The sequence below is a fragment of the Methanocalculus sp. MC3 genome, from assembly GCF_054767395.1.
In genome coordinates this window covers 203,363-222,906 of sequence record NZ_BAABMP010000005.1, presented here as the reverse complement: position 1 = coordinate 222,906, position 19,544 = coordinate 203,363, and the positions used below count along the sequence as shown (strand labels likewise).

The 19,544-nt window shown below is 52.7% G+C and carries 24 protein-coding genes; 10 read left to right on the top strand and 14 right to left on the bottom strand.

Going from position 1 to position 19,544, the window contains the following annotated elements:
* Nucleotides 1-46 precede the first annotated feature (46 nt).
* From ppsA to ACYUBO_RS09985, 7 genes are read left to right on the top strand one after another with little or no spacing between them, the layout of a single operon-like run.
* Nucleotides 47-2,344 (top strand): phosphoenolpyruvate synthase, encoded by a 2,298-nt coding sequence (gene ppsA, locus ACYUBO_RS10015; protein ID WP_460374038.1) that lies wholly within the window; start codon nt 47-49, stop codon nt 2,342-2,344.
* Nucleotides 2,322-3,419 (top strand): tyrosine decarboxylase MfnA, encoded by a 1,098-nt coding sequence (gene mfnA, locus ACYUBO_RS10010; RefSeq protein ID WP_460374035.1) that lies wholly within the window; start codon nt 2,322-2,324, stop codon nt 3,417-3,419. The genes ppsA and mfnA overlap by 23 nt, the downstream gene beginning before the upstream one ends.
* Entirely contained in the window at nt 3,412-3,963 is a 552-nt protein-coding gene (gene hpt, locus ACYUBO_RS10005) for a hypoxanthine/guanine phosphoribosyltransferase (RefSeq protein WP_300330672.1), read from the top strand. The genes mfnA and hpt overlap by 8 nt, the downstream gene beginning before the upstream one ends.
* A complete protein-coding gene (dph2, locus tag ACYUBO_RS10000) occupies nt 3,941-4,891 on the top strand; it encodes a diphthamide biosynthesis enzyme Dph2 (protein WP_460374032.1) in 951 nt (316 codons plus the stop codon). Before hpt ends, dph2 begins: the two co-directional genes overlap by 23 nt.
* On the top strand, nt 4,888-5,484 hold the full coding sequence (locus ACYUBO_RS09995; protein WP_460374030.1) for an METTL5 family protein: 597 nt from the start codon (nt 4,888-4,890) through the stop codon (nt 5,482-5,484). The genes dph2 and ACYUBO_RS09995 overlap by 4 nt, the downstream gene beginning before the upstream one ends.
* Nucleotides 5,485-6,636 (top strand): MFS transporter, encoded by a 1,152-nt coding sequence (locus tag ACYUBO_RS09990; protein ID WP_460374027.1) that lies wholly within the window; start codon nt 5,485-5,487, stop codon nt 6,634-6,636.
* 38 nt (nt 6,637-6,674) lie between these two features.
* Nucleotides 6,675-8,348: an ABC1 kinase family protein gene (locus tag ACYUBO_RS09985; RefSeq protein ID WP_460374025.1), complete on the top strand. Its 1,674-nt coding sequence runs from the start codon at nt 6,675-6,677 to the stop codon at nt 8,346-8,348.
* 85 nt (nt 8,349-8,433) lie between these two features.
* Here the strand turns inward: ACYUBO_RS09985 and ACYUBO_RS09980 are convergent, their stop codons facing one another.
* The 7 genes from ACYUBO_RS09980 to ACYUBO_RS09950 all read right to left on the bottom strand — a co-directional run bounded on the left by ACYUBO_RS09980 (nt 8,434) and on the right by ACYUBO_RS09950 (nt 13,396).
* Nucleotides 8,434-8,709, bottom strand: a complete 276-nt coding sequence (locus ACYUBO_RS09980) for a ferredoxin-thioredoxin reductase catalytic domain-containing protein (RefSeq protein ID WP_300329969.1) — start codon at nt 8,707-8,709, stop codon at nt 8,434-8,436.
* A gap of 12 nt (nt 8,710-8,721) precedes the next feature.
* On the bottom strand, nt 8,722-9,417 hold the full coding sequence (gene purQ, locus ACYUBO_RS09975) for a phosphoribosylformylglycinamidine synthase I (protein WP_460374023.1): 696 nt from the start codon (nt 9,415-9,417) through the stop codon (nt 8,722-8,724).
* On the bottom strand, nt 9,417-9,659 hold the full coding sequence (gene purS / locus ACYUBO_RS09970) for a phosphoribosylformylglycinamidine synthase subunit PurS (protein WP_300329977.1): 243 nt from the start codon (nt 9,657-9,659) through the stop codon (nt 9,417-9,419). Before purS ends, purQ begins: the two co-directional genes overlap by 1 nt.
* Nucleotides 9,656-10,372, bottom strand: coding sequence for a phosphoribosylaminoimidazolesuccinocarboxamide synthase (gene purC, locus ACYUBO_RS09965; RefSeq protein ID WP_300329980.1), 717 nt, complete (start codon nt 10,370-10,372; stop codon nt 9,656-9,658). The genes purS and purC overlap by 4 nt, the downstream gene beginning before the upstream one ends.
* Nucleotides 10,369-11,352: a 7,8-didemethyl-8-hydroxy-5-deazariboflavin synthase CofG gene (gene cofG / locus ACYUBO_RS09960; protein WP_460374783.1), complete on the bottom strand. Its 984-nt coding sequence runs from the start codon at nt 11,350-11,352 to the stop codon at nt 10,369-10,371. The genes purC and cofG overlap by 4 nt, the downstream gene beginning before the upstream one ends.
* Before the next feature lie 31 nt (nt 11,353-11,383).
* Nucleotides 11,384-11,863 carry an RDD family protein gene (locus tag ACYUBO_RS09955; RefSeq protein ID WP_460374021.1) on the bottom strand — a complete coding sequence of 160 codons (480 nt, stop codon included), beginning with the start codon at nt 11,861-11,863 and terminating at the stop codon, nt 11,384-11,386.
* Between the two features lie 78 nt (nt 11,864-11,941).
* Nucleotides 11,942-13,396 (bottom strand): SulP family inorganic anion transporter, encoded by a 1,455-nt coding sequence (locus ACYUBO_RS09950; RefSeq protein ID WP_460374018.1) that lies wholly within the window; start codon nt 13,394-13,396, stop codon nt 11,942-11,944.
* Nucleotides 13,397-13,614: 218 nt separating this feature from the next.
* Between ACYUBO_RS09950 and ACYUBO_RS09945 the strand changes: the two genes are divergently transcribed.
* Complete coding sequence (locus ACYUBO_RS09945; protein WP_460374015.1) at nt 13,615-14,043, top strand: universal stress protein; 429 nt, start codon at nt 13,615-13,617, stop codon at nt 14,041-14,043.
* Nucleotides 14,044-14,067: 24 nt separating this feature from the next.
* Here ACYUBO_RS09945 and ACYUBO_RS09940 read toward each other — a convergent pair whose 3' ends face one another.
* Genes ACYUBO_RS09940 through ACYUBO_RS09915 form a run of 6 tightly spaced genes read right to left on the bottom strand, consistent with a single transcriptional unit; the run spans nt 14,068 to nt 16,859 of the window.
* Nucleotides 14,068-14,424 (bottom strand): putative zinc-binding protein, encoded by a 357-nt coding sequence (locus tag ACYUBO_RS09940; RefSeq protein WP_460374012.1) that lies wholly within the window; start codon nt 14,422-14,424, stop codon nt 14,068-14,070.
* 2 nt (nt 14,425-14,426) lie between these two features.
* Nucleotides 14,427-14,834 (bottom strand): arsenate reductase ArsC, encoded by a 408-nt coding sequence (locus ACYUBO_RS09935; protein ID WP_460374010.1) that lies wholly within the window; start codon nt 14,832-14,834, stop codon nt 14,427-14,429.
* Nucleotides 14,835-14,887: 53 nt separating this feature from the next.
* Entirely contained in the window at nt 14,888-15,286 is a 399-nt protein-coding gene (locus tag ACYUBO_RS09930) for a putative zinc-binding protein (RefSeq protein WP_460374008.1), read from the bottom strand.
* Nucleotides 15,287-15,288: 2 nt separating this feature from the next.
* The gene (locus ACYUBO_RS09925; protein ID WP_460374006.1) at nt 15,289-15,525 is read right to left on the bottom strand and encodes a thioredoxin family protein; all 237 of its coding nucleotides are present in this window, start codon (nt 15,523-15,525) and stop codon (nt 15,289-15,291) included.
* Nucleotides 15,522-15,782, bottom strand: coding sequence for a hypothetical protein (locus ACYUBO_RS09920; RefSeq protein WP_460374005.1), 261 nt, complete (start codon nt 15,780-15,782; stop codon nt 15,522-15,524). Before ACYUBO_RS09920 ends, ACYUBO_RS09925 begins: the two co-directional genes overlap by 4 nt.
* A gap of 6 nt (nt 15,783-15,788) precedes the next feature.
* Nucleotides 15,789-16,859 carry a permease gene (locus tag ACYUBO_RS09915; RefSeq protein WP_460374002.1) on the bottom strand — a complete coding sequence of 357 codons (1,071 nt, stop codon included), beginning with the start codon at nt 16,857-16,859 and terminating at the stop codon, nt 15,789-15,791.
* Nucleotides 16,860-17,114: 255 nt separating this feature from the next.
* Between ACYUBO_RS09915 and ACYUBO_RS09910 the strand changes: the two genes are divergently transcribed.
* Nucleotides 17,115-17,516 (top strand): ArsR/SmtB family transcription factor, encoded by a 402-nt coding sequence (locus ACYUBO_RS09910; RefSeq protein WP_460374000.1) that lies wholly within the window; start codon nt 17,115-17,117, stop codon nt 17,514-17,516.
* Between the two features lie 270 nt (nt 17,517-17,786).
* Here the strand turns inward: ACYUBO_RS09910 and ACYUBO_RS09905 are convergent, their stop codons facing one another.
* On the bottom strand, nt 17,787-18,944 hold the full coding sequence (locus tag ACYUBO_RS09905; RefSeq protein ID WP_460373998.1) for a Fic family protein: 1,158 nt from the start codon (nt 18,942-18,944) through the stop codon (nt 17,787-17,789).
* A gap of 198 nt (nt 18,945-19,142) precedes the next feature.
* Between ACYUBO_RS09905 and tnpA the strand changes: the two genes are divergently transcribed.
* On the top strand, nt 19,143-19,544 hold the full coding sequence (gene tnpA, locus ACYUBO_RS09900) for an IS200/IS605 family transposase (protein WP_460373997.1): 402 nt from the start codon (nt 19,143-19,145) through the stop codon (nt 19,542-19,544).

Below are 19,544 nucleotides of genomic sequence, written 5' to 3'. Positions count from 1 at the left end.
TCACCCTCTTTTATGTATCTTCGGGTCGATTCATACCTGAGATGCTATGAAGGACGCGCCGAACATTCTCTGGCTAGAGGAGATAAGAAAGAACGATCTGCCATCGGTTGGTGGCAAGGGGGCATCCCTTGGCGAGATGTCCTCAATCGGCCTGCCGGTACCCAAGGCTTATGTCGTGACAGCCCAGGCTTTCCGCCGTTTTCTTGTAGAGACCGGGCTTGAAGAATCGCTCTATTCGATCCTTGAGGGACTTGATGTGGATGATAACAGCGCACTGGAGTCTGCTGCGGCAAAGGCCCAGGACCTCATCATGTCAGTTCCGATTCCCGATCATATGATAGCAGACATCAAATCTGCGTATGCACGTATGGGTGAGGGTTCTGTTGTTGCAGTCAGGTCAAGTGCAACCGCAGAAGATCTTCCAGATGCAAGCTTTGCCGGGCAGCAGGAGACGTTCCTGAACATCCTCGGTGAAGATGATGTGATCGAAGCGGTCCAGAAATGCTGGGCATCGCTGTATGGGGCACGGGCAGTATACTACCGTTCCAAGCAGGGCTTTGATGACAGAAGCGTCAATATTGCAGTTGTGATTCAGCAGCTTATCTTCTCTGAGAAGGCTGGTGTGCTCTTCACCTCCCATCCGGTCACCGGTGAATCTCTCACCATCATCGAAGGGTCATGGGGGCTTGGGGAGGCGGTAGTATCCGGCTCTGTATCACCTGACAATTATGTCTTTGACCAGTCAAAGCAGAAGGTCGTTGATACGATCATCGCCAGCAAGGAGACCGAGATCATACCTGACGGCAGGAAAGGCACAAAGGAAGTTCCCATCTCTGAGAAGAGGAAGAATGCCCGTGTCCTCTCTGAAAAGGAGATAGGACGTCTCGCCGCCCTCGGCAAACTCTCCGAGGATCACTATGGCACCCCGCAGGATATTGAATGGGGCATTGTTGGTGATGATGTCTATATTCTTCAGTCACGCCCGATCACCACGATCAAACCCGCTTCATCCTCGCAGAAGAAGGCTGATGCCTCCACAGGTTCAGGGAAGATCCTCATTGAGGGGCAGGGTGCATCCCCCGGTATTGCAACCGGCAGGGTTGCCATCATTCAGAGCGTGAAGGATTCGGGATCGGTGAAGGAAGGCGATATTCTCGTTGCAAAGATGACGAACCCCGATATGGTGCCTGCCATGCGGCGGGTGAAGGGGATCATCACCGATGAAGGCGGAATGACCTGCCATGCGGCAATCGTCTCCCGCGAACTGGGAACGCCCGCTGTTGTCGGGACAAAGAAGGCCACTTCAACACTCAAAGACGGCCAGATCGTCACCATCGACGGTGACAAGGGCATCGTCTATGAGGGTGAGGTTCAGAAAGCCCATGAGGATACTCCCACTGTTGTGCAGGCAGGATCAGCCCCAATCGTCACGGCAACACTTGTCAAGGTGAATGTCTCGCTCCCCGAGGCGGCACAGCGGGCAGCTGCCACCGGCGCAGATGGTGTCGGGCTCCTCAGGATCGAACACCTGATCCTCGGCTTAAACCGGACTCCCCAGTGGTTCATCGCCAATAATAAGGAAGAGGAATTTATCGCAGAACTCTATGATGGTATCAAGACCATCCTCGATGCATTCCCCGGAAAACCCGTCTGGGTCAGGACACTGGATGCACCGACTGATGAGTTCCGCAATATGGAAGGCGGAGAGGATGAGCCGATCGAGCACAACCCGATGCTCGGATGGCGCGGAATCCGCCGCGATCTCGGAGCGCCAGAACAGTTCAGGCTCCAGATCGAGGCATTCAAGCGGCTCTGGAAGTCCGGGTACGAGAACCTTGGCCTCATGTTCCCGCTTGTCAACCACCCGCGGGAGTTTATCCAGGCAAAAGAACTCCTCCGTGGATGGGGCGTTCCTGTGGAATCTGTTACCCTCGGTATCATGGTCGAGGTTCCCTCATCAGCCATCATGATCGATGAGTTCATCCAGGCCGGTATCAAATTCGCCTCATTTGGAACAAATGATCTCGTCCAGTACACCCTTGCGGTTGACCGGAACAACGAACATGTTGCCTCGATGTATGAGCCGACGCACCCGGCAGTCCTGCGGCTGATCGACTACGCAATACGCCGGTGCCGTGCGGCAGGTGTTGAATGCTCCATCTGCGGGCAGGCAGGATCTGATCCGAAGATGGTTGCCTGGCTTGTCGAACACGGAATCCGCAGCGTCTCTGCGAATATCGATGCAGTACAGGCGATCCGTGAGGCAGCAGCCCGGACCGAAAAGCGGATGGTTCTTGATATGGCGTTCTCGAAGGGTGGAAATGAAGGAGAACGGTTCTTCTGAGGAGGAACTCTTCTCTTATCTCTCTTCTGTCAGGGAAGAGGACCTGAAGTACGGCCGGATTCTCTCATCAATGTGTACACAACCCCACCCGGTTGCAATCCGTGCACATATGCAGTTCATCGAGACGAACCTTGGAGATCCGGGTCTCTTCCCCGGAACAATGGGGCTTGAGGATGAACTGATCAGGATACTTGGCGATCTCCTCCACCATAGCGGCGCAGGCGGATATGCCACGTCAGGTGGAACCGAGTCGAATATCCAGGCACTCAGGATTGCAAAGAAACAGAAACCTGTTGAAAAACCCAATGTCATCATCCCTGCATCAGCACACTTCTCCTTTGATAAGGCATGTGATATGCTCGGGCTTGAGATGCGTTCGGTTCCGCTTGACAGCAACTACAGGATGGATCCCGTCTCCGTCAATGAAGCAGTTGATACCAATACGGTCGCAATCGTCTCGGTCGTCGGGACCACCGAATATGGGATGATCGATCCGGTCAAAGAGATCGGATCGGTGGCAGCCGAGAACGGGATCTTCTTCCATGTTGATGCCGCATTCGGGGGCCTCGTTGCACCCTTCCTCTCAGGTCTTGCACCATGGGACTTCCTGGTTCCATCGGTATCGAGCATCTCGGTTGATCCGCATAAGATGGGTATGAGCACCATCCCCTGTGGCGCACTCCTCCTCCGGAACCCGGAGGCGTTTGGATGCCTGAATGTCGATACCCCGTACCTGACGGTGAAGAAGGAATGCACGCTGGCGGGAACCCGCCCCGGTGCGCCTGTGGCAAGTGCATATGCAGTACTCCGGTATCTTGGCCGTGAAGGGCTCTCTGCACTCGTGAAGGGGTGCATGGAGAATACCCGCCGCCTCATCGAAGGGATGGAGGCATATGGGTATCTGCGTGCCGTTACACCGGATGTGAATGTCGCCACCTTTGACTGCCCCCTCACGCCAACCGGCTGGCGGGTCTCCCGGACACGATGGGGCCATATGCGCACGGTGCTGATGCCCCATGTGACACGGGATGTTGTGGAATCATTTTTAGAAACAATTGGTGAATCTCATGCTTGAAGTACTCAAGAGATCTCTGGAAACCTGTCCGATCGTACAGCGGGGTGAGTACAGCTATTTTATTCACCCGATAACCGATGGTGTTCCGCTCGTTGAACCAAATCTCCTCAGGGATGTGGCATGTGCCCTCTTCAAGGCGCTTGATCTGAAAAATGTCAATAAGCTCGTTGTCAGCGAGGCGATGGGTATCCATATTGGAACCGTCCTCTCCCTGATGACCGATATCCCCTATACCATCGTCAGGAAACGTGAATACAAGCTCCCCGGCGAGGTGGTGATCGGCCAGACGACCGGGTACTCGAAAGGAACGCTCTATTTGAACAGTGTCTTTGAAGGCGACCGGATCGCATTCATCGACGATGTGATCAGCACCGGCGGCACGATACGGGCACTTCTTCCTGCAATTGAATCAACAGGTGCAGAAGTGGCTGATCTCTGTTTTGTGATCAATCGCGGCAACCCCGATATCGGGCGGCCATACAAATCCCTGGTCACCATTGACGTTGACAAAGACGGCGTACATGTCCTTGATTCCTATTACTGATATCATTGAACGGGTACGATCCCTTTCTGTCAGGAAAATCGCCCTCCAGGCCCCTGAAGGCCTGAAGAGGGAGCTCCCCGTCCTTGCCGAAGCCCTCCGGGCAGAGGGATATTCGGTGATCATCTCAGGGGATCCCTGTTACGGGGCATGCGATCTCGCCCTTGATGCACTTGAGTATGCCGATATCCTGATCCATTTCGGGCATACGCCACTTCTGGATCATCCACGGGTGCTTGTCGAGCCGATCCTCCAGCCTGAACAGATCCCCCCCCTTGATTCCGTGCTTCCCCTGCTGACAGGGAATAAAATCGGTCTCATCTCAACCGCACAACATGCAAACTCGCTTCCCCTGCTAGCAGAAGAACTCAAAAAGCATGGGTTCATCCCGGTGATTGCACCAGCCTCACCACGGACTCCGCTTCCGGGGCAGGTCCTCGGCTGCACCTATACGGCAGCACGGGAGACGGCAGCAGACTGCCTCCTCTATCTTGGAACAGGCGTCTTCCATGCGATCGGATCAGGGATTGCAGGCAGAGTCCCTGTCATATCCCTTGACCCCTATACCGGAGAAGCAGGTCTTGTCGAGACCGATCGCCCCCTCAGAAGACGGTTTGCAGTTATCGAAAAAGCCCGTTCAGCTGACCGTTTTGGGATCATCGTCTCGCAGAAATGCGGGCAGAACCGGATGAAACTGGCAGAAGAGCTCCTCTCGCTACACCCACGTGCGGAGATTGTCCTCCTCCGCGAAGTAACCGCTGATCAGCTCCAAAATCTCGGTTTCCCCTGTTATGTCAATACCGCCTGCCCCCGCCTCGGACTCGATGATCAGGTCCGTTTCCCGGTTCCGGTCCTCTCGCCACCGGAATTTGAGATCCTCTGTGGCAGGCGGGAGTGGGATGACTACGAAATAGATGAGATCCGGTCATGAAACTCAGAACACTCGAGATCAAACTGGAACGGGTTGCCGGCATCCCAAATCCCGATCCGGCACAGGAGCAGTACATGACTCCTGCCCCACTTGCGGCACGGCTCCTCTTTGATGCGTATCTTGCAGGAGATATCGAGGGGTGTTCTGTCTGTGATCTTGGATCAGGAACCGGCATCCTCTCGATCGGTGCGGCACTCCTCGGTGCGGACGAGGTGGTTGGCGTGGAAGGGGATGCCCGCCTCGTTGCCGCTGCCCGTGAGAATGCAGAGAAACTCTCAGCAGACTGCAGGTTTATCGCAGATGACATCAGATCTATGAGAGAATCCTTTGATACCGTGGTGATGAACCCGCCGTTTGGTGCACAAAGCGAGCATGCGGACAGGCCGTTCATCGATGCTGCTCTCAGGATCGCACCTGTCACCTATGGAATCTTTAATGCAGGAACGATGCCATTCCTCGCTTCGTATATCAGGGGCAGGGCCGAGATCGTCGGCGCGGTATCAGCGTTGTTTCCAATAAAAAGAATGTTCTCCTTCCATTCCCGGGATCTCCTCGAGATCCCGGTTGAAATTGTCTGTCTGAGGCGCATATAAATGATAAAAATCCCCCGTCCCATTGCCGGGTATACCTTCGGCCATATTGTCATCGATCTCTACAGTCCGGTGATTCCGGCGCTAATTCCTCTGTTGATCCTCTATCCGGGAATAGGATACTTCCTTGCAGGCCTTCTCGTCAGTGTCTTCCAGATCACCTCATCACTCTTCCAGCCGGTCGTCGGCTGGCTCTCTGACCGGAGCGGGTGGTCGGCTCCGATCTGGCTCTGTATCCTGACGAGCTCAATCTGTATCGGTCTCTACGGTGTGGTTCAGGACTACTATCTCCTCATCATCTTTGCAGCAGCAGCCGGGATCTCCCATGCCCTCTTCCACCCTTCCGCCCTCCTCCGGGTGCATGGTGAAACAACAGACAGAAACCGGGGTTATCTCACCTCGATATTTGTCACCGGCGGAAACCTCGGTTTTGCGATAGGACCTGTAATCGTCGGTATCCTTATCGGGTTTGGAGGGATGACTGCGCTCACCCTGATCGCAATCCCCGGCCTTCTGACAGCTGCGTTCCTCTATTACCTGACAAGAGGAACTGAACAGGAGAAGATAGCCAGAACCGTCCCGGTCACGCAGACGAAGATCCCTCTTGGGCCGGTCAGCCTGATCGTCACCATCGCCGCTCTCCGGTCATGGGTGATAATGTCGTCTGTTGCATTCTTCCCCGCATACCTGATCGTCACATCCGGGGTATCGATCGTCTTTGCAAACACGATGCTCACGCTGATGCTCCTTGCCGGGGTTGTCGGCCAGGTGACCGGGGGTTTCCTCTCTGACAGGTACGGAAAGAAGGAGGTGACGATCATCGGCCTCTTTGCCTGTATCGTCCCGTATATTCTCTTCTTCACCACAACCGGATGGGTGGCGCTCCTCCTGATGCTCGTCATCGGCTACCTGACCTGGTCGACCTTCTCGGTGACGGTGACGATGGCACAGGAGTATCTTCCCGGAAGAGTCGGCCTGGCATCCGGTCTCCTCCTCGGATTTTCAATCGGAGCAGGCGGGCTTGGTGTGGCAGTTATAGGAATTGCAGCCGATATCACAGATCTCTACACGGCACTCTTTGCCCTTGCGGTTCCATTGATCCTGGCTGCCCTCCTCTCCCTGGCTCTTCCCAGATCTCCGGTTGCCACTGACTGATCCCCTCCACAACACCTTTTATGCAGGAGAGCAATCCAATGCTGATTGCTATGCTTGCGGGGATGAAACGGTATGCCCAGATTGCCGATATTCTGGTGAAGCACGGGTTTGGGATCGTTGTCGATGAACTCTTTCCCGGTCTTCCCGGACGTGGCTTTAAATTCAGGGCGGGAGAGGATTCGCCTTCAATATCGGTCTATGAGCGGATCCGCCTCGTATTTGAGGAGCTTGGCCCGACATTCATAAAATTTGGCCAGATCATGAGCACCCGGCGTGAACTCTTCCCTCCTGATCTGATTGATGAACTCAGTAAGCTCCAGGATCAGGTGCCCCCCCTTTTGTTTCCTGAGATTGAACCTCTCCTTGATGAGTCTCTTCCTGGCTGGAGGGAGATCTTTCTCAACCTTGCACAATACCCGGTTGCCGCCGCCTCGCTATCACAGGTGCACCGGGGAGTGCTGGCCGATGGAACACAGGTTGCGGTGAAGATCCAGCGTCCGAAGATCGACGAGGTTATCGAGACCGATCTCCTCATCCTCTCCTCGCTCGCTGAGCGGATTGAGGTGGTATCGCCGGATTATCGTCTGTTTAATCCGACCGGCCTCGTCCGTGAATTTGCAGGCCAGATCCGAAAAGAGCTGGATTTCACCCGTGATGGAAAGAATGCCGAACGCATCCGGAGAAATATGGCTGAATTAGAGGGCATAAGGGTTCCCCGTATCCACTGGAATGCCAGTTCACGACGGGTACTGACGATGGATTATATCGAGGGTGTCCGGATCGATGATGTTGAGTCCATCAGGGATATGGGTCATGATCCGGTGGTCATTGCAGAACGCGGCTTTGCTGCATATATCAAACAGATCATGATTGATGGTTTCTTCCATGGCGATCCCCACCCCGGCAACCTGCTTGTCATGGAGAATGGCGATCTCGCATTCCTTGATTTTGGGATCTGCATGGTGCTCAGGCCGGAGCGGCGGGAGACATTCATCAGGCTTCTCTCCGGGATTGTGAATACTGATGTAGAAGCCTGTATCTCTGCATTTGCCGATCTCGGCGTGATAGTTTCAGATGAATACAGAGAGCTCTTCCGTGATGATCTGTATGTTCTCCTGCTCGACTACGCAGATTATGAGGTTCAGCAGTATGATTTCTCGAAGATGGCGATCGAACTCTCTGAGATCCTGAGAAAGTACCAGCTCCAGGTTCCCGGAGAGCTGATGCGGCTCCTGAAAGTGATCGGGATGGTGAGTGAGATTGCGCTTGCGCTTGATCCTTCGTTCTGTTTTACCAACCGGGTCCGTCCGTACCTTGAGATACTTGTAAAAGAGCAGTATTTCTCCTATGATACTCTCAAAAAAGAGGTTTCAACCGGGATTGGTTCGTTTCGGACACTTCTCCGGATCCCGGATCAGGTCTCCTCAGCCCTGAAGAAGTTGAGTGAGGGGAAGATCCGGATCGATGTGGTTGCACATGATATCCGGCGGCTTCAGGAGACGATGGATCGCTCAACTGATCGGATCATGGTGGGGCTGATCGTCTCGTCGGTTGTGATCGGATCATCTCTCCTGCTCCTTGCCTCCGGGTCAACGATCCCCTATGGCGAGATTATTGCCCTGCTCGGATACGGTGCTGCGGTGATTGTGGGGATCTATGCGATTATCCATGCGTTCCGCGTATCACGCCGCGAAGATCTCAGGCTGAGATGATCAAAAGGGTTAAGGGGCTTGCACCGGCCATAGGGCAGGTATCTTCTCAGAAATAAAATAAAAGTGGTAGAGGGAATGCCTGATATCATTCCCTGAAGAAGAGATTGCAGTGGCAGTGCCCGTCCCTCTCAATCTCATCCTTATGGTAGATGCAGGGGCAGATGATCTGTTTATCCACATCGGGATCCCCGCTCATAACCCTGCATGGGCAGTACCGCTCGCCATTCCTGACCATCCTGCGGGCAAGCCCCCTGATGACCGCGTCAAGCTGTTTGGGATCGGAATTGAGTTTCAGATTATTCTCTGCCGCATATCGTTTTACCCAGTCCCGGATCAGCCGGGCAGCTTCAAGTTCATCCATGCTTACGATCTCCTAGGACTCTTCCACATAAGCAATCATCGAATCGAAGATCTTCTTCCCGTCAGCTGATCCCAGGATCTCTTCAGCTGCCCGCTCGGGATGCGGCATCATGACAAGGACATTCTCCTTCTCCGAGAGGACGCCGGTGATATTGCCGGTGGCGCCATTTGGGTTTGAAGATGCGGTCACGTTTCCGGCCTCGTCGCAGAACCGGAATGCGATTCTCTTCTCCTTTTCAAGCCGTTTCAGTTCCTCTGCCGGGATGATGTAGCGGCCTTCCTTGTGGGCAATCGGGAACCTCACAACCTCGCCTTCGGAATAGAGCCGGGTGAAGGGGGAGGTGGTATTCTCAACCCTGAGATATGCCGGCTTGCAGAGGAACTTCGGATAGGCATTGATGGTGAAGACACCGGGGATCAGGCCGCTTTCAGCTGCGATCTGCGCTCCGTTGCAGATCCCAAGGACGAGGCATCCTTTTTCAGCTGCCTTGATGATATCAGCCATGATCGGTGTCCGGGCAGCGATTGCACCTGCTCGGAGATAGTCGCCATAACTGAAACCTCCCGGGAGGACTATGGCGTCGTAAGCTCTATTCAACCCATCCTTATACCAGACCAGATCGGCGTCGGCACCACAGACCTCTTCGATCACATGCACGACGTCACGGTCACAGTTGCTCCCCCCGAACTGGATGACCGCCGCCCGCATCAGATGACCTCAATCTCGTATGTGTGGATCACCGGGTTTGCAAGGAGCCGTTCACAGATGGATCCGGCAATCTTTTCGGCCTCCTGCTTATCAACGGCATCAAGGGTGATCCTGTACTGGTCTCTCTTCCGGAGGTGGTCTACTCCAAAGCCAAGATGTGCAATTGCACGCTGGATGGCCTCTGCCTCGGGGTTCAACATCCCTTCCTTTAAGCTGATTGTAATGACAACCTCGAATTTCATAGCCCCTTACTCCCGGTTATCCTGGCCGATACGGCGCGGTATGCCTCCATGACATCCCCTTTCTCAAACCTGTAGACATCCTTGTCCATGGATTTCATGGTGCCTTTCTCCCAGAGCCTCATCGAATCCATGCTGATCTCATCGCCGAGGATGATGGTATCGCCATACCTGCCGTACTCGATCTTGAAATCAACGAGATCAAGGCCGATTCCATCAAAGAATGCCCTCATTACCTCATTCACCTTCAGGGCGGATGCCTTCACAGCGGCAATCTCCTCATGGGTGAGGAGGCCGAGTGCAACGATGATATCGTCATTAATCATCGGATCATGCCGCGTATCATCCTTATAGTCGGTGACGACGACAGGCGGGTTAAAGTACTGCCCCTCGGTGAAGGGATAGTTCCTGACAATTGATCCGGCGGCACGGTTCCTGACGATCACCTCAAGCGGGATCATCGTGAGTTTCCGGACCCGCATCGTTATTGGATCTTCCATCCGGATGAAATGAGTTTTAACTCCGGCTTCTTCAAGGAGCCCGAAGATGAATGCCGAAACACCGGCGTTCGAGGCGCCCTTGCCTTCCAGCTGATCCTTCTTGCCGCCGTCAAATGCCGTGATATCGTCACGAAATGAAACGATCAATTCGTCTGGCTTTTCAGAGAGGAAGATGGTCTTAGCCTTTCCACTGTAGAGAATGTCGCCCTGGGTCATAGGTGATACTCCTGTACCTGTTTGTCAAGCTGCATGATAAGTGGTGCGAGTGCCGGATCGAACCACCCTCTTTTGATGTACCGGGGATAGATGCAGAGCCGCTCCCGGAGCGTATATCCGGCTGCAATCTCCTTGAGCCGCTCGATCTCCGGCCACGGATGTTCCGGGTTGATGTAGTCGACGGTCACCGGGGAGACGCCGCCGAGGTCATTTACTCCGCATTTCAGGAAATACCGGGCATCCGCAAGGTTTGGTGGTATCTGAACACTCACATCCTCTGGAAGGATCGCGCGCGCCATCCGGATTGTCTCTGCAAACTCTTCCTTTGTGACAGTTCCGTCTTCGCCCATCGGGGTGCCGGGTTTTGGGCAGAAGTTCTGGATGATCACTTCCTGGATATGGCCATAACTCCGGTGAATTGAAGCTATTGTTCCAAGAGATTCTCTTCGATCTGCTGATGTCTCTCCGATCCCAACCAGAAGCCCTGTTGTGAAGGGGATCTTCAGCCGTCCTGCATCTTCGAGCATCCGGATTCTCACATCAGGATCTTTTCCCGGTGAATTGGCATGCGCAGGTATTCTTGCTGTAGTCTCAAGCATCAGTCCCATGCTTGCATTCACCGTCCTGAAGCGGGCAAGCTCGTCAGCGGTCATGATGCCTGCGTTTGTGTGGGGAAGGAGGCCGAGTGCAAGTGCCTCCCTGCAGAGGTCAAAGCAGTAGTCAAGGATGTCGCCATAGCCAATCTCGCTCAGGTAGCGTTCGAATCCTTCCTCCTCGCCCGGCCGCTCGCCGAAGGTGAAGAGCGCCTCGGTACAGCCTGCCTCAGCACCCAGCCTGAGTATCTCTCGGACCTCTTCCGGAGCCATAAGGCAGCCGTCTCCAACAGGCTTTCTGAAAGAACAGTAGCCGCAGCGGTTATGGCAGACTGATGTCAGCGGAAGGAAGACGTTCTTTGAGTAGGTGATTGTTCTCCCCTGCATGCTGATTCTCTTTCTCCTAAAACCACTTGAATCAGTCGTCTTCATGGATATAGGTGACACCGTCCGGCGGCGTGTAATCGCATCTGATCACGATTGTATCCGAGAGGCGGTTGAAGAGCCTAAGGCCGCTCTTCTCCATTGCAAACCACCCGATCAGGCAGTCAAGGGGGAGGAGGAATGCCTTTCCAAATGCTGAAAGTGCTGCTTTTGGAATGCCCGCTGCGTCACCGGCTCGATCGGTGAGCCTGAGGTTCAAGACCATCTTCCCGACAGACTGGCCGTTTGTCCCTTCCATGATCGTCCAGTACAGGAACAATAGCACGGTGTTGGATGCAAACGGGACAGATAAGCCGGCAAGAACAGGCAGGGCAAGTGCAAAAACCTGAGGACTCCACCCGGTAAGGGTGGATATTGTTGATTCTATGACTGCGACCAGGGCGTATATGAGGATGATATCGATGATCCATGCAAAAAGCCTGCTCTCCCAGCTGGCAATGCGTATCTCAACCATGATACCTGATCTGTTTTGGGTGGCATCAAATGTTTCCCTGATGGCGGGTGGGGAGGTCAGTCCGCAGCCCTGCCCGGCTCAGGAGAAACCGCGATCGAGTGTCTCCTGGCTCTCCGGGTTCAGTCCGATCACATAAACTGATTTTCCCTGCTGCTGGTACCGGTGGATCACCCGCGTGATCGCTTCAACCCCGGACTGGTCCCAGATATGTGAATTCGAGAAGTCTATCTCAATCTTCTCCGGGTCATTTGTGTAGTCGAAGAGATCCATAAACGCCGACATGGTGCCGAAGAAGAGCTGGCCTTTCATCAGGTACACCTTTACGCCATCCTTCCTGATGGTCGAGGTTGCCGAGATGACCGAGATCTTCCACCCGAAGATGAGGAGGGCAAGAATTACTCCGGAAATAACTCCTTTTGCCAGATCATGGGTATAGACGACGATGGCGACAGTGACGATCATAACAGCGGCATCGCCACGGGGTATCTTATGGATGGTTTTGATCGAATCCCATTCGAAGGTGCTGAAGGCAACGACGATCATGACGCCGACGAGTGCTGCCATCGGGATGATCGAGACGATATCCCCAAAGACGATGATGAGGATTATCAGGAATACGCCTGCCACAAGCGATGAGAGCCTGCCGGTTGCACCTGATTTGATATTGATCATCGATTGCCCGATCATTGCACATCCTGCCATCCCTCCGAAGAAGCCGGCAACACAGTTTGCAAGCCCCTGTCCGCGAACTTCCCTGTCTTTATCACTTGGTGTATCGGTCATTTCATCGACGATCGAGGCGGTGAGGAGGGATTCGAGCAGCCCGACGATGACGAGGGTTATTGAGTAGGGGAGGATGATCAGCAGCGTCTCAAGGGTGAGCGGTATTTCTGGCAGGTGGAAGAGCGGGAGCGATTGGGTGATCTCACCCATACCACCGACGGTGAGCATGTCAAGTTTCAGGAGAACTGCAATCACCGTGGCGACGATGATTGCGACGAGTGCCGGAGGAACTGCTTTTGTGAGTCTTGGAAGGATGAGGATGATCGCTATTGTGATCGCAACGAGAATGTAGACTGCAAGGGATACCCCGATGAGGAACGGGATCTGGGAGATGAAGATGAGGATAGCGAGTGCGTTGATGAACCCAAGGACGACAGAATAGGGGATGAACTTCACAAGCCGCCCGACATTAAGAAATCCCAGTGCCAGTTGCAATATCCCGGTCAGGATGGTGGCGGCGAGGAGGTACTCAAGTCCAAAATCCCGGACAAGGATCACCATAACAAGGGCCATTGCCCCGGTTGCTCCTGAGATCATCCCGGGCCTTCCGCCTGCAAAGGCGATGACAACGGCAATACAGAATGAAGCGTACAGACCGACCATCGGGTCGACACCGGCGATGATGGAGAAGGCGATCGCCTCGGGGATGAGGGCCAGTGCAACCGTCATACCAGCAAGCGTATCGCCCCGGATATTCGAGAGCCAGGTTTTTTTCAGCGCGTTAAAAGAAAGGGTATTGTTCAAATTCACTGGATATCCTCTTGTTTTTGATCAGTAATTTCTGACAGATCATGTGTATCTGTTGATTGAGGGGGTTCATTTCATATGGTTATCTCTCCATTTTAAGGTATCCTGATTTATGAAAATATTGTGCTCCGACATGGTTTTATGGACTCGAGTTCCTTGAGGTACCACATGGAGTTCTGATATTCTGCACACTATGGCCTGCCTGATACCCGCCCGGAGGAATGATGTTTAAAACGATACTGCTTGCAATAGATGGATCAGAGAATGCGAGGCGTGCAGCCGAGTCTGCCTGTGGGCTTGTCAGGGAAATCGACGGTGCTTCACTGGTGGTTGTCTATGCCTCGCCCAATCCGCCCTCCCAGTCACGCATCATGAAGGCGGATTTTGATGTCCATACCCTTCTCATCGAGGATGCTCATGCGGTTGCCGGGCAGACACTCGACTATATCAAAAACTCCGGAACTGCCTATACCCTTGAGGTGAGTATGGGTGCCCCGGCACTAGAGATCATCAAGATTGCAGAGAAGACAAAAGCCGGGCTGATCGTCATGGGGAGCCGGGGGCTTGGCTCACTGAAAGGGGCTGTCCTTGGGAGTGTCAGCCAGAAGGTGGCACAGCATGCCGCCTGCCCGGTAATGATTGTAAAATAGGTCTGCCGTAAAGAGGTTGATTGGTCATCCCCTTTTTGATCGTAGTCTCTTTACTATGGTCCCGGTGAGCTCTTCTATCTCTGAAAAATGCGGCTCTTCCATCCCATTTTTAACAATCCCACATTCGGTTGCGATGATATGGTGATCCGGGTGTCGCCTGGAATGCTGAATCTTCTTCAGTGCACAGCAGTCGCTGCATCCGTCGATTATGAGGAGTTCTTCTGCATCCCGGAGTGCCTCATCGATTGCTTCTCTCTCCCGTGTTGCCGGGATGCAGCAGTCGATCTCGCCAGCGCATATCCGGTGGAGGTTCATCGCACACCTGGTGGTGAGTTTCCCGGTATTTGAGATCCCGGAGCAGGTGATGATGGTATATGCCATTCCTATGCCTGTCCAAGTGTTTGATCGATCCAGCCGGTGATTGCATCGCGGATCGCCCGTATGGCAGCGAGGCGTTCTTCCTCAGTCCCGGAGATCGCCTTTGGATCGGGGAAGGTCTGGTGAATCGTCTCCTTTGCCCAGGGGAAGAGTGGGCAGGTGCCGGAGTCACAGAGGGTGACGAGCAGATCCATCCCGATACCATCGAACTCATCGATCAGCTTCGGTTTTGCATTCGAGATGTCGACTCCGATCTCCTGCATCGCCTTTATTACGAGCGGGTTCACCTCACCAGCCGGCTCTGATCCGGCAGAGAATGCAGTGTAGCGGTCGCTATACGTTGCATTTACATACCCCTCAGCCATCTGGGAGCGGCCTGCGTTATGGGTACAGACAAAGAGTATCCTCTTCATAGTGATCAACCTGGCAGTATTGTTGGGAGAATATGTATTTCTATAGGATTTGTTCAGATTCGCCCTTTCCCTTCCCAGGCAGCAGAGACGATCATCTCTACATCGTCATCGGTATACTCCCTGGATCCGGCTTTTATGATGCCGAGATCGGTTACGATGATATGCTGGTTGATGGGTATCTTCTGGTCTTCTGCAATTGTTTTTGCACACTGAACAGGACAGCCGTCAAGGATGAGTATCTCATCTGCTGATTCGATATTCTTCAGGAGGCCGTCTGCCCCGGTGGCAAGGAGTGCCACGCAGGCAGCCCCGCCGTACCCCTCTTCAGTGAGCTGGATGGCGGCGGCGTTTGTGATCTGGCCGACATTTGCAACTCCCGCGCAGGGGAAGATGATCCGTTTAACGGTCAGTTCATCAGTCGTTCCACATGAACAGGTCGGCTGTTCTGCCATTCTTACGCACCTCCGAGGAGTTCTTTTAATTCAGCCACATCGGCAACCCGTCCGGAGATCTTCAGTTCTCCATCAATCATAAGTGCGGGTGTCAGCATCACATCCCGCTCCATGATCGCGGTGATATCCTCTACCTTAACAATGTCTGCTGATATGCTGAGTTCAGCGACTGCTTTTTCGACATTCTTTGCAAGGCGTTTACATTTCATGCATCCGGTTCCAAGGACTTCAATCTTCATAATGTAACCTCGTGTGTGTATTCTCTTAAAGTTGCAGAGCGGTACTGCTGTTCTGCGGACTTTGGGATATAATTGTATATTCTCAATCTTTTCATCAGTTCGTCTGCAATCTCTTCATCTTTGATAAGGTTCATCCGAGCCACCTCATGAATTGCATCATCAAGCATCGTAAGCCCGACGTTTATGCCGCCAACATCGATCTGCCTGATCCTTCGCATCGCCTCAGCCGCACAGCATGGCTTTTTCATCTCTGCCATCTCTCTTCACCCGATAATAAGTCCATAGGTAAACCCTGCAAGGGCCGAGAAGACGATCACAAGGATTGCATAGACGATAGTCTTCTTCATCCCCATTATCCGTGAGATGACGAGGAGCGACGGCAGGCTGACGCTAGGTCCTGAAAGAAGGAGGGCAAGTGCCGGCCCCCCCGCCATCACTCCTGATGTGTATCCGAATGTCGTTCCGATCACCGGCACCTCAAGGAGTGTCGGCATATAGAGGATGGTACCGACGAATGAGGCAAGCAGGTTCGATTGAAGTGTGTTCGTCCCGAAGAATGGCGCGAAAGTCTCCGGGGGGAGGAAGAAGGCGAGCATCCCGAGGGCAAATGTTCCGATGAGGAGGATCGGAAAGATCTTCTTTGTGAGATCCCATGTCTCCCATCCCCACTCGGTCACTTCGTCTCTCTGGAAGAAGTATATCAGAAGATATGCCACCCCGAGAGTGAGGGCATAGATTATCGGGAACTTGATCATCCAGTCAATCTGTGCTGTACCTGTGATCAGGATGCCGATTAAGAGGATGAAGAAGAGTGGGACGATCCACTGAGGCCGTTCCTCCTCAGATGCGGGTGCCGGTGGCATCGCCGCCATCTTCTTCTTTGTTGCGTCATCATCTGATCTGAAGAGCGCTGCCATGATCAGGCCGATTGCAATAGCAAGAATGATCGCAAAGGCGGCCCGTGCAAGGCCGAGATCAAAGCCGAGCACTTTTGCGGTATACACAATTGCCAGGATGTTGATCGCCGGTCCTGCATAGACGAAGGTGATGGCAGGCCCAATCCCGCTTCCCCGCTTGAAGAGGCCTGCGAACATCGGAAGGATGGTGCAGGAGCAGACGGCAAGGACAGTGCCTGAAACTGATGCAATCCCGTACGCGATCTTTTTCGGCGCATCCGGGCTGAAGTACTTCAGAATGGCATCCTTTCTGATGAAGGCGGCGATTCCTCCGGCGATGAAGAACGCCGGGATGAGGCAGGTGACGACATGCTCAGCGAGGTATTCTGCGAGTGTCGTCCATCCCATCATAAGGGAGCCGATGAAGAGGTCAATCATGGTTTTCTCCTGGCTGAATGCATCCTCTGAATCATATCCTGTCTTTCTCCGGGAGGTCTGGGGTTCGCAACATTACGTTTGAATGGAATGGACGAACTCATTATTTCAAAACCTCTTGAAATCATATCGGTCGTTCTGAAATAAAAAGGCTTCTATTTCAACATATGTTGAAATATCTGTGGCTGGCATCAGCGTTCCCTTAACTCATACCCGCTCGAAATGCTTATCTGATGGTATTTCATATTCATTTGAAGTATGGCAGGCGTACCGAAAGACGAGTGCAGTGGTGTGGCTGTGCCTGGAAAGGGATGTGGCATTCCGCCGGAGGTCGAAGCATCCCTCAACGCTTCAGGGGGCCTTGGGGGGCTTGTTTCCCATCTGCCTGAGGATGATGAAGCCCGGGCTGCCGCCTCCCTCTTCCGTGCCCTGGCTGACCCTTTCAGGCTGAAAATTCTTGCCCTGCTAGCAGTACAGCCACTCTGTGTCTGTGTGATCCGCTCTGTTCTCGAAATCTCAGATTCCAGGCTTTCATACCATCTCTCCATCCTGAAGAAAGCAGGCCTGATCGCGGGGGGGCAGTCCGGCACATGGATCATCTACCGGCTGACTGAGGATGGGGAGCAGGTGAAGGGGATGGTGCAGGGGAGAACAAAATGAATCACTCCTGTGGGGAGTCAGGATAAGGTTTAAAGTTTTTTAGGGGAATGGGAGCTAACTTTGGACGAGAGAGAGCAGAAATAACTCCCCAAATGATTATGTCACAATTCGCTCACATTTCTCTCCAGAAAATGTGATGTAAATGTGATAATTGCGTTCCCGATCACATATCATTTTTAGATATTCAAAGACCCTCTCTCAGGATTCTGCCTGAAAATGTTCCGATCCGGATTCATATCTACGGGCAGGATCTTGTTGTCCAAAATAGAGTTATATCCGTGTTCCCTCCTCGATTATCCTGACATAGTCCACAAACATATACTGCTTATATCGTTCTTTCCCGGTAATCTCTTCCAGTATTCCAATTTTCTCAAATTTCCCCACGAGATTGGTTGCAGACTGGCGGCTTATTCGTAACTCCTCTGTCACCTGCCCGATCGTGATGATCGGGCGATCAAAGAGTGTATCGATCAGCTTTACCGCATGCACGCCGCCGATATTGTTCTCCAGCAACCTTTCAATCAGCGTCTCCTTGAGCTGGATAATTTTCTTTGCTGTTTCAATAGAGTTATTAGATACGTCAATGACTCCCTGAAGGAAGAAAGCCAGCCATGCTTCCCAATTCCCCTGATACCGGATACCATTAAGGAGTGTATAGTAATCCTCCCGATATCTCTTCAGGTAATAACTAAGATACAACAATGGCCTTGCCAGAACACCTTTTGAGCAGAGGTAAAACGTGATCATCAAACGGCCCATTCTTCCGTTACCATCCAGATATGGATGGATTGTTTCCAATTGGGCGTGAATGAGAGCGGCCTTGATCAGCCTCGGCGTTTTATCATCGTTCTGGATAAAACGTTCAAGATCCTGCATTAATTCTGGGACCTGCTCTGGTGGAGGAGGAACAAATACCGCATCCTGAATCGTCCCTCCCGGTAGACCGATCCAGTTCTGAACATGCCGTAGCTGACCCGGAAGTTTATGCGATCCCCGTGTTCCGTGAATTAAAAAGCGATGAATCTCATTGATCAGATCCAGAGTGAGTGGCGAGAACTCCAGTTTCTCTATACCATGATGAAGTGCTTTTATGTAATTCAATACTTCCTGTATCTCGTTGATGTCGTCTTTTGGCCGCATATGGGCTTCGAATTCAAGAACTCCCTGAAGTGATGCCTGCGTTCCCTCGATCTGGGAACTTAACAATGCCTCTTTCTTGATGTACATCGCCACGAAGAGATCGGGGTTTGGGAGTACCTGGGTGACTCCGTCAAGGCGGGCCAGAGCTCCGTCGGCTTTCGATAACAGATAGAGAAGTCCCTCATCGAAAACCAGATCCCCGGGGGGTAAAGAATGGGGGATAAAGGCTTCATATCCGCCTTTCTGGCGGACGAAAACCCCTGCCCGATTATCGGAATATTTTCCCATATGTGGTATTTCAATGTGTAATGCTATAAAGTGTCTTGTAAGTCAACCTATGTTGACTTAGACGACTACTGCTCTCTCTAACGCAACCAGGCATGACTTACGATCATAGCAGCAGAAAGCCCACGACTTTAGTCGTGGGATGAATGCGTCAATGCCAACCACAAACAATATCTATTATCCACCCATATTATTATATGGATGGCAAAAGAACGGTGGACGCACTCAGATACAACGGTATACAACATCGGATACCATATCATATGGTGCCCTAAATATCGACGTAAAGTTCTCGAATCTCCGGTATCTGACAGGTTAGAAGTTCTTCTCAGGGAGAAGGCAGATGAGATCGGAGTTGTCATCGAAACAATGGAGATAATGCCCGATCACCTCCATTTGTTTGTCAAAACAAAACCTACTGCAAGTCCACACTGGATCGTACAGCAGTTCAAAGGGTATACATCAAGGACACTCCGACAGGAGTTCGAGATATTGAGAACTCGTTTGCCGTCATTGTGGACTCGTAGCTACTATGTTGAATCATGCGGACACATCTCTGAAGATGTTGTGAAAAAATATATCGAAGACCAGAAGCGGAATTAA